The sequence below is a fragment of the Rothia mucilaginosa ATCC 25296 genome (assembly GCF_000175615.1).
GTDB classification, from domain to species: domain Bacteria; phylum Actinomycetota; class Actinomycetes; order Actinomycetales; family Micrococcaceae; genus Rothia; species Rothia mucilaginosa.
The window spans coordinates 79175-91813 of the sequence record NZ_ACVO01000016.1; the positions used below are offsets into that span (position 1 = coordinate 79175).

Genomic DNA, 12639 nt, shown 5'->3' on the forward strand with positions numbered 1-12639 from the left:
ACCCGCGTTCATAGGCGTACTCTACCCATTTTAAGCGACAAACCAATATTCGGGTATAGCAAAGGCGGGCACCTCCCCCACTCTCGTGGAGGCGGTACCCGCCTCAGCAAGGAACCTTCACGCCGAAGCTACCGAATCATAGCTACCAGCTAAACCAATGAGCTACAACTTAGCTACAGCGGTTCGGGTGCTTAGAACACCACTGGTTGTACTCTTCAACATAACGCTGGTGCTCAGCGTAAGTGCGGGAGTACTTAGTCTCACCGGAGTCCAGGTCCACAGTCACCCAGTAGTAGTACGGGTTCTTCTCAGGAGCCGCAGCAGCCTTAATCGAAGCCAGCTGCGGGGAACCAATCGGACCCTTCGGAAGACCCTTATTCGCATAAGTGTTGTACTTATTGCTCTTATCGGCCTTCTGCTCTTCAGTCAGGTGGTACGAGCGGACACCCAGACCGTAGGTCACGGTCGCATCCGACTGGATCAGACCCGAAGTCTCACCATCGGGGTTGTTCAGACGATTCTCAATGATGCCTGCAACCGCCACGTAGTCCTTCGGCTGAGCCTCAAGCTCCACGATGGAGGCGATGGTCAGAACCTCAAAGATCTTCTGATCGCCGCTCACGCCGGCTTCCTTCAGGTCAGCCTTGGTCTTATCAACCATGGTCTGAATGACCTTCTTGATGTCGGTGTCCTTCGGGAAGCGGTACTCACCCGGGTGCAACCAACCCTCAATCGAGGGGAAGTTGCTCGGCACACCGTACTGGGTGTAGTTGCTGACCGCGTCCTCAACCTGCTTGCGGGTGAACGCGCCATCGGAGCCAGAAACAATCAGGTCGATGGTCTCGCTCACGCGCTTACCCTGCGGAATCGCCAGGTACAGTACGTTGCTGTTCGCCTCGATAATGGTCGTAATCGCGCTCGAGCTGCTCATGTGCTGCTGCAGTTCGTAGGTGCCAGGCTGCAGGTACTTGCCCTTGCTCTCCTTGGTGTACACCTCAATGAACTTATCAGCATCAGCAATAACGCCCGCCGCTTCAAGCTCCTGCGCCACCTGCGCGGTGGACTGGCCGGAACGAATCGTGAACGTCACGGTCGTGCCGTTACCGCCACCCGAGTAGTCACGATTCTTGAACGGATCGTAGCGAGTAATCAGGGCACCCGAAATGATGACCAGAGCCACCACAAACAAGGAAATAGCGCTCAGCATGATGGCGCGGCGGCGGCGCTTACGCGCACGCAACGTAGCCACCGACACGATTTCCTGTTCCATCGTGATGCCGGTGATGCCCTTACGTTCATCCTCGGCTGTCGGCCTAAAGAGGTCGAGCCCGCTCTCTTCGGGATGTTTATTCTGTTCGGTCACTGAAGGTTCTCCGTTTCGTTGACGGCACCAACCGCGGTCCCTTCTGACTCGGACGGTCGGTTTTCTTCGTGGGCCGGATCGCTCACCTTGTACCCGGCTACGGACTGCCCCGCCTTGAGGGCATCCAGGCTGTACTGCAAAATGTTCACAGCCGCCACCTGGTCAACCATAGTCTTGAAATCTCGGCTGGAAACCCCAGCCTCGTGCAGTGCACGGTGAGCGCTCACGGTGGTGAGTCGCTCATCCACCAGCCAAATGTTAATGTGTGTTTTCTCTTCGGCATCCAGCTCGGAGCGCAGAGCCTGAGCGTACTCCCGAGCCATTTCCGTAGAGGGAGAATCCCCACCACGCATGGTCTTCGGAAGCCCGACGAAAACCTCCACCACCTCGTTCACCTCAATCAGCTTACGCAAAACACGGCGGTCAGAGTTCTTCTTCGCGTCGCGGCGCAGCGTCTTGAGCGGGGTGGCGAGAATGCCGTCAGGGTCGCTGAGGGCGGTGCCGACGCGGGCGTTACCCACATCGACACCCATCCGCACTCCGCGCTGGAATTCTGCCATGTTTAGGCCTGAGCCTGTGCGATAGCGTCGCGGACAGCGTCCAGTGCAGCACCAATCTTGGATGCGTCCTGGCCACCACCCTGAGCGACGTCGTCCTTACCGCCGCCACCGCCGCCGAGAACACCGGCAGCGACGCGGACCAGAGCGCCAGCCTTCACGCCAGCCTCGCGAGCACCCTCGTTGGTTGCCACCAGGACGACGGGGCGGCCATTAGCCACACCCACCACGGCGACAACAGCGGCCTCGGAGCCGAAGCGCGAACGCAGATCCAGAGCCAGGTCACGAACGCCGTTAGCGTCCAGTTCGCCAGCGTCATGCGCCAGAACGCGCACGGAACCGATGGTCTGTGCGTTCTCCAGCAGCTTGCCAGCCTCAGCCTGCAGCTTCTCGCGGCGCAGCTGAGCCAGTTCCTTCTCAGCAGCCTTCAGCTTAGCCAGAGTCTGGTTAATCTTCTCGGGCAGATCAGCGGAAGACTGAACCTTCATCAGGCCGGTCAGCTGGTTCACCAGGGTACGCTCAGCAGCCAGGTGGTTGAAGGAATCCAGACCCACCAGAGCCTCAACACGGCGGTTACCGGAGCCAACAGAGCTCTCGGTCAGCAGCGACAGCGAACCAATCTCAGCGGACGAACCAACGTGGGTACCACCGCACAGCTCGCGGGAGAACTCGCCGCCGATTTCAACAACACGCACCACATCGCCGTACTTCTCACCGAAGAGGCTCATAGCGCCCAGAGCCTTAGCCTCAGCAATCGGCATCTCACGGGTAATCACCTCGTGGTTATCGCGGATCGCGAGGTTAGCAACCTCTTCAACCTCACGCTTAGCGGACTCGGACAGGCCCTCGCCCCACGCGAAGTCGAAGCGCAGGTAGCCTTCCTTGTTGAAAGAGCCACGCTGAGTAGCCTCGTTGCCGAGCACCTGGTGCAGGGCAGCGTGAATGATGTGGGTACCGGAGTGTGCCTTCTCACCGTCGCGGCGGCGCTGAACATCAACCTGTGCCACAACATCGGCACCGGTGTGAACCTCGCCCTCACGCACAACGGCGCGGTGAACGCTCAGACCCTTCACAGGCTGCTGAACGTCCTGAACGTCAATGATGAAGCCGTTGCCGGTAATAACACCGGTATCAGCTGCCTGGCCACCAGCCTCCGCGTAGAACGGAGTCTCATCCAGGACAACCTCAATCTTGTCGCCAGCCTTAGCGGCGGGAACCGACACGCCGTCCACCAGGATTGCACGCAACTTAGTCTCAGTACGCAGCTCGGTGTAGCCAGTGAAGATGGAGCCGCGCTCGTCCACAAGCTTACGCAGCTCGGACAGGTCAGCGAACGCACCCTTCTTCGCCTTAGCGTCAGCCTGCGCGCGGTGACGCTGCTCAGCCATCAGCTCACGGAAAGCCTTCTCGTCAACCTTCACGCCAGCCTCAGCAGCCATCTCCAGGGTCAGGTCAATCGGGAAGCCGTAGGTGTCGTGCAGAGCAAACGCCTCAGCACCAGAAACAGCGTTGGAGCCGTCCTTCTTAGCGGCAGCAACAGCCTCTTCCAGACGCTCAGTACCGGTCTCAATGGTGTGCAGGAACGCCTTCTCCTCAGCGTACGCAATACGGGAAATACGCTCGAAGTCGTCAGCAACGTACGGGAACGCACCCTTCATCGCATCACGCGAAGCCGGGAACAGCACGGGCAGGCAGGGCTCAGTAACGCCCAGCAGACGCATCGCGCGAATCGCACGGCGCATCAGACGGCGCAGAATGTAGCCGCGACCCTCGTTCGAGGGGGTCACGCCATCAGCAATCAGCATCAGCGAGGAACGGATGTGGTCAGCCACCACGCGCATACGCACGTCGTCCTCATAGCCCTCATCCTCAGCAGACTCAGAGCCGTGGTACTTCTTACCGGACAGCTTAGAAGCAGCGTCCAGAACGGGGCGAACCTGGTCGGTCTCGTAGAAGTTCTCAACACCCTGCAGCAGCATGGCAAGACGCTCAACGCCCAGACCGGTATCGATGTTCTTCTTCGGCAAATCACCCAGAATCTCGAAGTCATCCTTACCGATGCCCTCGCCACGCTGGTACTGCATGAACACGAGGTTCCAAATCTCAATGTAACGGTCATCGTCAGCCGCCGGGCCGCCTTCCTTACCGTACGCGGGGCCACGGTCGTAGAAGATCTCCGAGTCGGGGCCTGCGGGGCCGGGCTGACCGGTGGACCAGTAGTTTTCCTTCATGCCCATACGCTGAATACGCTCAGCCGGGAAGCCCACCTTGTTGTGCCAAATGTCGAAGGCCTCATCGTCACCCTCATAAATGGTGACCCACAGGCGCTCCGGATCCAGGCCGAAACCGCCCTTATCCTGAGGGGTGGTCAGCAGCTCGTAAGCAAACGGAATCGCCTGCTCCTTGAAGTAATCACCGAAGGAGAAGTTACCAGCCATCTGGAAGAAGGTACCGTGACGCGCAGTCTTACCAACCTCTTCAATGTCCAGGGTGCGGATGCACTTCTGCACGCTGGTCGCGCGGGAGAACGGAGGGGTCTCACGGCCCAGGAAGTAGGGAATGAACGGCACCATACCGGCGATGGTGAACATAGCGCCGGGCTCGTTCGAAATCAGCGATGCCGAAGGCACCACAGTATGGCCGCGGGAAGCGAAGAAATCGATCCAGCGCTTAGAAATCTCCTGTGAGAGCATCTCGTTCCTTAGAGTAATCTGTGCGAAATTCTAAATTAGTCTACTGACCTATGGTGCCTGTCCGAGAGCAAAATGGCTAATCGAGCCACCCTCGTACCGTGGTTAACGGACAAAAGCACCACCTTTAAAAACCTAGTTGAAGAAGCCGTCGCCTAGCTGACGGTCACGCGCAATACGCTGCTCACGCGCTCGCTTCTGAGCCTCTTCCAAGGAGGCGATCTCAGCCTCCACCTCAATGAGTTCACGCTCAGCCAGGCGGCGGTTCGTGGACTCAATCTCAGCCGAGCTCATCTGGCGGTCCCACGTATCCAGGGAGCCAGGACGCAGATCCTGCTTCTGGCGCTCCACCTTAGCGTTGAGCTCCATCTCCTTCTCCTGCATGCCCTCACGCACGCGGGCGGCGAACTCAACAGCACGCAACGCATACGGCTGCAGGGGCTTGCCAATCGGCGAATCGAAGAACTTTCCCATCTGAGACTCCGGGTTGAGGGCAAGCTCACCGTGCTCACGCATGAGCAGGGCGCTGCCAGGGGTACGCTGAGCAGGTTCGGAGGCGGCGCGCCTGGAAGCGAAGTAACCAACCGCCGCGCCGGCGCCAAGCAGAAGAGCTGAACGAAGCAGACCCATTAGTTTTCACCGCCTGCAGAGTAAGAGGACTGTGCCGAACCGTACTGACCGCCAGCGTGGGTGTTGCCGTGTGCATCGCCAGTCTTGCCGCCGCGGAACGCCTGACGCACACCGTACGAGAAGGACGCAACCTTAATCAGCGGCTGACCCACAGTCGAGGTCACCAGCGAGGACAGCGCAGAAACGTTCGCGGACGCATCCGAAACGTTCGAGGTGATGTCGTCAACCTTCTCCAGCTGCTCATTGGTGGTCACCACAGTGCGGGTCACCTCTTCGATGAGGGGGCCGGTGCTCTGGTTCAGCGAACGAATCGTCACGATAAGCTCATCAAACACCTTGGTCAGGCGAATAATGGGTAGCGCAAGAAGAGCCACCAGAATCGCAAAAACTCCTGCTGCAATCAGGCCCGCAATATCTCCGCCGGTCATCTATAACCCCATTCCGCTCAATGCATGATGCTTATCAATAGTCGTACAAAGCTGGACGCCACCGTGGCGTACAGCCGGATTGTGCATACAGTTCAGGACTGTATACACAGTTCAATCCCCTATTTTAGTCGAAAAATCCTTCAAGCGCCCCCTAAACTCTCATGAAACTCCCAGCGACGGAAGATTCACAGGTTCCGCAGCGCCACAGCCCTGTAGTGTATATACCCCGAAAACCCGCGAGTTAAACGGGAACAACCCGCCCCCACCGAATGGTGCAGGACGGGTTGCTTCTCGAAAAATCGAGATTATGCCAGACGCGAGTAGTACTCAACGACCAGCTGCTCGTCGCAGATCACGGGGATCTCTTCGCGCTTGGGCTTACGCTCAAGCTTTGCGTGCAGCTTCTCGATCTCAACGTTCAGGTATGCGGGAACCTCGGGCAGAACTGCCTGGTTCTCACCTGCAGCCGCAGCCTGGAAGGGGGTGGTCTTCTCAGCCTTGGGGTGAACGTGGATCAGCTGGCCGGGCTTGACGTGGAACGAGGGGCGGTCCACGCGAACGCCGTCAACCATGATGTGACGGTGAACAACCATCTGGCGTGCCTGTGCAATGGTGCGGGCGAAGCCTGCACGCAGAACCAGAGCGTCGAGGCGGGTCTCGAGCAGCTCGACCATGTTCTTACCGGTCTGGCCCTCGGTACGCTTTGCCTCGAGGTATGCGCGGCGCATCTGTGCCTCGCGGATGTTGTACTGAGCGCGCAGACGCTGCTTTTCCTTCAGCTGGGTAGCGTAGTTGGAGTCAGCCTTCTTGCGGGCACGGCCGTGCTGGCCGGGGCCGTAAGGACGACGCTCGAGGTACTTTTCTGCCTTCGGGGTCAGTGCAATGCCCAGGGCACGGGACTGACGCACGGTACGGCGGGTGCGGTTGTGCTTAGCCACAATCTACCTTTCATATGTGAGGCTCCTGCACCCTCACGGGTGGGGCCTCGGTCTGTTGAATACTGGCCTCCTCGGTTGACCCCGCCGGAATCCGTACGCGACCGGTTCGGTCGTTGCTGTACGGCGGTGGGGCGGAGAGCTCGGGGCAGAGTACCCCGCAGCTACATTACTGACGCTCGCACAAATGCGGGCATAGTAATTGCCAGACCCGTCAAGCTTACCGGATGCACCCGGGCTTTACCAGCCTTTTGGGAAATCTTTGGTTCAAATCACTATGCGTGTGGGTTTTTGATACTTACTCACACGACCCCACAGGAATTATTTATGCCCGTCAGAGCTATTTAGGTGCGACTTCCCCGAAAAATTGCGGCGCCGAGATGTTGGATTGTAATCATTTCGTTATTTTTAACCTGTGTCTTTATGGGAATAGCTTGAATCAGACCCCCATATCGCCTAGACTAGAAACCATAACAAGCTTGGCGTCCGCCCTTCCGGGAAGGCCGACGGTCAAGACGTCTATCACAACTCAAAACTCTGACGCGGTGCGCAGTACTACCGAGGTACTACGCACCGCTTTCTGTTTGCGCTCAGCCCTATACGGCTGCTTTCCGGCCGAGGCGTGCCACTCCCCCGGTGGTCAGCGCTCAAAGTAGTAGACGGCTCGATGGGAGCCACGTAAGCTAACGGGTCGTATCCTGCACCGGAGCCGCATCCAAAATACGGCGAATACGCTCACGACGCTCCGTCAACGTACGCTCAAAACCGTGCTGCGTGGGCTCGTAGTAGACCGTACCGCGCAGAGTATCCGGCAGGTACTGCTGCGCCGCCACATGCCCCGGCTCATCATGCGCATACACATACCCCACGCCGTGACCAAACTGCTTAGCCCCCGCATAATGACCATCACGCAGATGCACCGGAACCTGACCCGAAGCACCCGCACGCACATCCGCAATCGCGCGGTTAATAGCGTTATACGCGGCGTTCGACTTCGGCGCGAGCGCACAATAAATCACCGCCTGCGAGAGGATAATACGCGCCTCCGGCATGCCCACTAGCGCCACCGACTGCGCCGCAGCCGTCGCCACCTGCAGCGCCTGCGGATCAGCCAGACCAATATCCTCACTCGCCAAAATCATGATGCGACGCGCCACAAAACGCGGATCCTCGCCGCCCTCCAACATGCGCGCCAAATAGTGCACCGCGGCGTCCGCATCAGAGCCGCGCATGGACTTAATGAACGCACTCACCACGTCATAATGCTGATCACCCGAACGGTCGTAGCGGATCGCGGCGCGGTCCACCGCCTCCGTAGCATGCGCCAGAGTGATGCGCACGGGCGCGGCAGGGTCAGTCTCTTCGGCACCGGTTTCTGCGGGGCCAGTTTCTGCAGGGGCATTTCCCGCAGCTTCAGCCTCGCTAAACGCAATCGCAGCCGCCGCCTCCAGCGAGGTCAGGGAGCGGCGAGCGTCGCCTCCAGAAACCGCGGCAAGGTGGGCGCGCGCATCCTCATCAATGACCGCCGCACCGTCAAAACCGCGCGGATCAGCCAACGCACGGTCAATCAGACGCTCAATATCGGACTGCTCCAGCGAATGAACCCGCAGCAATAGCGAGCGTGAGAGCAGCGGCGAAATAATGCTGAACGACGGGTTCTCCGTCGTAGCCGCCACCAGAATCACCCAGCGGTTCTCCACGCCGGGCAGGAGCGCATCCTGCTGGGCCTTGGTGAAACGGTGAATCTCGTCCAGGAACAGCACGGTGGTCGTGCCGTACATGTCACGGTCGAGCAGCGCCTGGTCCATGACCGCGCGCACGTCCTTCACGCCCGCAGTAATCGCCGAAAGCTCCACGAACTTACGACCCGGCGCGCGCGCAATCACATGCGCCAGAGTGGTCTTACCCGTACCCGGAGGGCCGTACAAAATCACCGAGGACGGGCCAGCCGGGCCGGCGTTCTCCCCCGCCAACACGCGCAGAGGCGCACCCGGAGTCAGCAGATGCTCCTGGCCGAGGACCTCATCAATCGTGCGCGGACGCATACGCACCGCCAACGGCGCACGAGATGCCGAACGCGCAGAATGCGCACGCGAGGCAGAGGCACGCGAGGAGGGCTCCTCAGCGGGCGCACCAATCAGGCTCACGCGGTCCCCGTCATCGGGCAGCTCAAGATCAAAGAGGGAATCAGCCATAGTCTTACTCTATCGTTTCAAAGGCTTGAGGTGGGTTCGGGGTGCGGATTTAGCTCGCGGCGTGACACCACACGGGTTTTCGATAGGTTAGTGTCTTCGCCGTGGGTTTTAAACCCCGGGGCAATCCACTAACCTATCGAAAGCGCCGGCCTAGAGGGTCTCACTATCGAGAATCAGGGTCACCGGGCCGTCATTGACGAGCTCCACCTGCATGTCCGCACCGAACACGCCGGTCTCCACGTGCAGGCCACGCTCACGCAGCGCCTGAACATAGTCGTTGAACAGCGGCTCACTCACCGCGCCGGGCGCAGCAGCAGACCAGGAGGGGCGGCGACCCTTCTTCGCATCCCCGTACAGGGTGAACTGGCTGACCGCCAGCACGGGTGCGCCCTCATCGAGCAGGGACTTCTCCCCCTCCAGCAGGCGCAGGTTCGCGGTCTTATCGGCAAGCTTCGCAACCTGCGCCGCACCGTCACCGTGCGTAATACCGACCAGCACCAGGTAGCCGGGCTGGTCAATCGCGCCGACCGTCTCACCCGCCACGCGCACCGCCGCGCGGGTCACGCGCTGAATAACTACTCGCATCGTTCACCTTTCAACTTGGAGCCGGCCTTCACCGGGCTCATACATCTCTTTCGACACCGCTCTCAGCGGCTGGTTTAGGGGGAGCCGCAGTTCTAGAGGCAACCGCCTCAGAGCACACCGCGCAACTGCACGGCACGCAAAAATTGGTTCGCCGCCCGCGGGGTACGAAACTCAATAAAACGCTTCTGCAGATGCTGCCCGCGAGCCTCCGCCAGCAACTCCCCGACGTGCGGGTAGCTCCTCCACGTGTACCGAATCATGTTGTCCGGGTCGCGCAGAATATTCTTCAGCGGCGGCTCCACATTATCAGCCCACAGCCTCTGACCCGTCACCGCACGGCACACCGTCCTGCGAACCACACGCCACATGACCACCGCACGGCTATAGCGCAGGTAAATCACCACATCCGCACGCTCCAGCAGGCGGCCGCGCACCTGCGGATACTGCCACTCCGTAATCCACGCAGGCCGCTCAATGAGTGTCTGAACATCCGCCTCAAAACTAGGGCGCGGAGTCCAGCTCGGACCCCAATGCAACGAGTCCATCTCCGTATGCGGAATGTCCAGGAGGCGCCCCAACCGCGCCGCGAACGTCGTCTTACCGCTACCGCTCGGGCCGGCAATCAGAATACGCATGCTCCCCTCCCACTTTGGTTAGTACACAAATCGGCACGCACGCCAGTTGATACAAAAGGTGGGCTGCGACCCTGCACCAGCAGAATACACAGCCCACCCTCAACGGCGACCCCGGCACAACTCAACGCCCGCCGGGTCCACGCCGCACAGGCCCGCACCCCCTACGGGGCGCACGACCAAAGACTAGAGAATTACTCCTCGTCCTTCTTCTTCGGCTTGAAATCAACGCCAGCTTCCTTACGCTGCTCCGGAGTAATCGGTGCAGGAGCCGCAGTCAGCGGATCGAAACCATTACCGGTCTTCGGGAACGCAATAACCTCGCGAATCGAATCAACGCCAGCCAGCAGAGACACAATACGGTCCCAACCGAACGCAATACCACCCATGGGCGGTGCGCCGTACTTGAACGCATCCAGCAGGAAGCCGAACTTCTCCTGAGCCTCTTCCTCGCCAATGCCCATCACAGCGAACACGCGTTCCTGCACGTCACGGCGGTGAATACGGATCGAACCGCCACCAATCTCGTTACCGTTGCAGACAATGTCGTAAGCGTACGCCAGAGCCGAACCCGGGTCAGTGTCAAAAGTGTCCAGGAACTCGGGCTTCGGGGAGGTGAACGCGTGGTGCACAGCAGTCCACGCGGAGTGACCCAGAGCCACGTCACCGGACTCAGTAGCCTCAGCAGAAGACTCAAACATGGGAGCGTCAACAACCCACACGAAGGACCACTCGCCGTCCTTAATCAGGCCGGTACGGTGACCAATCTCAACACGAGCAGCACCCAGCAGCGCGCGGGAAGCCTTAGCCTCACCAGCAGCGAAGAAGATGCAGTCGCCGGGCTTCGCGCCGGTAGCCTCAGCCAGGCCAGCACGCTCAGCGTCGGTAATGTTCTTAGCAACCGGACCGGTCAGCTCGCCATCTTCCTGAATGAGGACATAAGCCAGGCCCTTAGCGCCGCGCTGCTTCGCCCACTCCTGCCAAGCGTCCAGGGTACGGCGGGGCTGGGATGCGCCACCGGGCATCACCACGGCACCCACGTAAGGAGCCTTGAACACGCGGAAAGTGGTGTCCTTGAAGTACTCGGTCAGCTCAGTCAGCTCCAGGCCGAAGCGCAGGTCAGGCTTATCCGTACCGTACTTCTCCATCGCATCCTTGTAGGTCATGCGCTGAATCGGGCGGGGAACCTTCACATCAATCAGGTTCCACACAGCCTCAACGATGCGCTCGCCCAGCTCAATGATGTCTTCCTGATCAACGAACGAAGCCTCAATGTCCAGCTGAGTGAACTCAGGCTGACGGTCCGCACGGAAATCCTCGTCACGGTAGCAGCGAGCAATCTGGTAGTACTTCTCAATACCGCCCACCTGCAGCAGCTGCTTGAACAGCTGCGGGGACTGCGGCAGAGCATACCAAGAACCCGGAGCCAGACGAGCCGGCACCAGGAAGTCACGCGCACCCTCAGGGGTCGAACGGGTCAGGGTCGGGGTCTCAACCTCAATGTAGCCGTCCTCAGCCAGCAGGTTACGTGCCGCACGGTTCGCGTCCGAACGCAGACGCATGATGCGAGCCGGCTCCGGGCGGCGAAGATCCAGGTAGCGGTAGCGCAGGCGCGCCTCCTCACCCACCTCAACGTGCTCGTCAATCTGGAAAGGCAGCGGAGCGGCAGTGTTCAGCACCTCAACGGCGGACACCTCAACCTCAATCTCGCCGGTCGCCAGGTTCGGGTTCTCATTACCCTCCGGGCGCTTAGTCACCAGACCGGTCACACGCAGCACATACTCATTGCGCAGGTGCTCAAAATCAGCCTCATTGTGGAAAACACACTGGGTGACACCCTCACGGTCACGCAGGTCAACGAAAGCGACACCACCGTGGTCGCGGCGGCGAGCCACCCAACCGGTCAGGGTAACAGTCTCTCCAATATTTGCGGCGGTCAGCTCGCCGTTGGTGTGAGTGCGAAGCACAGACATTCCTTTCATAGCGGGCACCTCACGACTATAGACAGTAGCCGGGTACACGCGGTTGATGATATGCGCACACTGCGTGCGCCTCATATATTGTATCCCCTCCGGGCAGGTCGATGGCGGGTCGGGGCAAGTCAGGCACCAGAAAATGGGGCGCGGAGACGGGGCTGTAGGTAGGGCGGCAGGTTCGTGGGGGTCTGCGGTCGATAGGTTAGTGTCTTCGCCGTGGGTCTTTAACCCGGGGTGAAGGCATTACCCTATCGAAAAGCCGCTAACCTATCGAAGTATTACCGAGGAATCCACACCGCATGCCTGTGGACAAACACTTTTTCGGTAGAATCCGCGAAGTTATCCACAGATTTCACGAACAAACCCCACAACCTCACACAGCCTGCCAGGATAAAGCCTATGAACACCGCAACTATTCCGTGGCAACGCGTCCCAAACGTACTACCGGCTACACCAGAAACTACCCGCGCCGCAGAACTACACCCATTCGTGCTGAACTCCCAGATGCTCAACCTGCGAGGAATCGGACCAAAACGCATTCGCAAACTAGTGGCGGAAGGGTCTCTGCAACGTATCCAGCGAGGAGCCTATATTTACACCCGCGATGCCCAAGCGCTCACCCCCGAAGAGCGGCTCACTGTACGGTGC

The 12639-nt window shown here is 59.7% G+C and carries 10 protein-coding genes and 1 pseudogene; 1 reads left to right on the forward strand and 10 read right to left on the reverse strand.

Features of this window, described 5'->3' with window-relative positions; translation table 11 throughout:
* Positions 1-169: 169 nt before the first annotated feature.
* The 10 genes from mltG to aspS form a co-directional block, all read right to left on the reverse strand.
* The gene (gene mltG, locus ROTMU0001_RS06200) at positions 170-1363 is read right to left on the reverse strand and encodes an endolytic transglycosylase MltG (RefSeq protein ID WP_005508733.1); all 1194 of its coding nucleotides are present in this window, start codon (positions 1361-1363) and stop codon (positions 170-172) included.
* Positions 1360-1923: a Holliday junction resolvase RuvX gene (gene ruvX / locus ROTMU0001_RS06205; protein WP_005505922.1), complete on the reverse strand. Its 564-nt coding sequence runs from the start codon at positions 1921-1923 to the stop codon at positions 1360-1362. Before ruvX ends, mltG begins: the two co-directional genes overlap by 4 nt.
* Positions 1924-1925: 2 nt before the next feature.
* Positions 1926-4613 (reverse strand): alanine--tRNA ligase, encoded by a 2688-nt coding sequence (gene alaS, locus ROTMU0001_RS06210; protein ID WP_005508735.1) that lies wholly within the window; start codon positions 4611-4613, stop codon positions 1926-1928.
* Between the two features lie 132 nt (positions 4614-4745).
* Positions 4746-5240 carry a hypothetical protein gene (locus tag ROTMU0001_RS06215; protein WP_005508736.1) on the reverse strand — a complete coding sequence of 165 codons (495 nt, stop codon included), beginning with the start codon at positions 5238-5240 and terminating at the stop codon, positions 4746-4748.
* Entirely contained in the window at positions 5240-5668 is a 429-nt protein-coding gene (locus ROTMU0001_RS06220; protein ID WP_005508737.1) for a DUF948 domain-containing protein, read from the reverse strand. The genes ROTMU0001_RS06215 and ROTMU0001_RS06220 overlap by 1 nt, the downstream gene beginning before the upstream one ends.
* Positions 5669-5973: 305 nt before the next feature.
* Positions 5974-6606, reverse strand: a complete 633-nt coding sequence (rpsD, locus tag ROTMU0001_RS06225; protein WP_005508739.1) for a 30S ribosomal protein S4 — start codon at positions 6604-6606, stop codon at positions 5974-5976.
* A 680-nt stretch (positions 6607-7286) separates the two neighbouring features.
* Positions 7287-8798, reverse strand: a complete 1512-nt coding sequence (locus ROTMU0001_RS06230) for a replication-associated recombination protein A (RefSeq protein ID WP_005508741.1) — start codon at positions 8796-8798, stop codon at positions 7287-7289.
* A gap of 150 nt (positions 8799-8948) precedes the next feature.
* Positions 8949-9383 (reverse strand): D-aminoacyl-tRNA deacylase, encoded by a 435-nt coding sequence (gene dtd, locus ROTMU0001_RS06235; protein ID WP_005508744.1) that lies wholly within the window; start codon positions 9381-9383, stop codon positions 8949-8951.
* A gap of 107 nt (positions 9384-9490) precedes the next feature.
* Positions 9491-10018 (reverse strand): P-loop NTPase family protein, encoded by a 528-nt coding sequence (locus tag ROTMU0001_RS06240; RefSeq protein ID WP_005508746.1) that lies wholly within the window; start codon positions 10016-10018, stop codon positions 9491-9493.
* Positions 10019-10209: 191 nt separating this feature from the next.
* Positions 10210-11982 carry an aspartate--tRNA ligase gene (gene aspS, locus ROTMU0001_RS06245; protein ID WP_005508747.1) on the reverse strand — a complete coding sequence of 591 codons (1773 nt, stop codon included), beginning with the start codon at positions 11980-11982 and terminating at the stop codon, positions 10210-10212.
* Between the two features lie 408 nt (positions 11983-12390).
* On the opposite strand from aspS, the pseudogene ROTMU0001_RS09270 reads away from it, so the two are divergent.
* Positions 12391-12576: pseudogene (locus tag ROTMU0001_RS09270) on the forward strand (type IV toxin-antitoxin system AbiEi family antitoxin domain-containing protein); the annotation flags it as partial.
* Positions 12577-12639 lie beyond the last annotated feature (63 nt).

What these genes read in the sequence shown, in the direction of transcription:
- ruvX (WP_005505922.1), bottom strand. Translation starts at nt 1,923, where the DNA reads ATGGCAGAATTCCAGCGCGGAGTGCGGATGGGTGTCGATGTGGGTAAC.
- alaS (WP_005508735.1), bottom strand. Translation starts at nt 4,613, where the DNA reads ATGCTCTCACAGGAGATTTCTAAGCGCTGGATCGATTTCTTCGCTTCC.
- ROTMU0001_RS06215 (WP_005508736.1), bottom strand. Translation starts at nt 5,240, where the DNA reads ATGGGTCTGCTTCGTTCAGCTCTTCTGCTTGGCGCCGGCGCGGCGGTT.
- ROTMU0001_RS06220 (WP_005508737.1), bottom strand. Translation starts at nt 5,668, where the DNA reads ATGACCGGCGGAGATATTGCGGGCCTGATTGCAGCAGGAGTTTTTGCG.
- ROTMU0001_RS06230 (WP_005508741.1), bottom strand. Translation starts at nt 8,798, where the DNA reads ATGGCTGATTCCCTCTTTGATCTTGAGCTGCCCGATGACGGGGACCGC.
- dtd (WP_005508744.1), bottom strand. Translation starts at nt 9,383, where the DNA reads ATGCGAGTAGTTATTCAGCGCGTGACCCGCGCGGCGGTGCGCGTGGCG.
- ROTMU0001_RS06240 (WP_005508746.1), bottom strand. Translation starts at nt 10,018, where the DNA reads ATGCGTATTCTGATTGCCGGCCCGAGCGGTAGCGGTAAGACGACGTTC.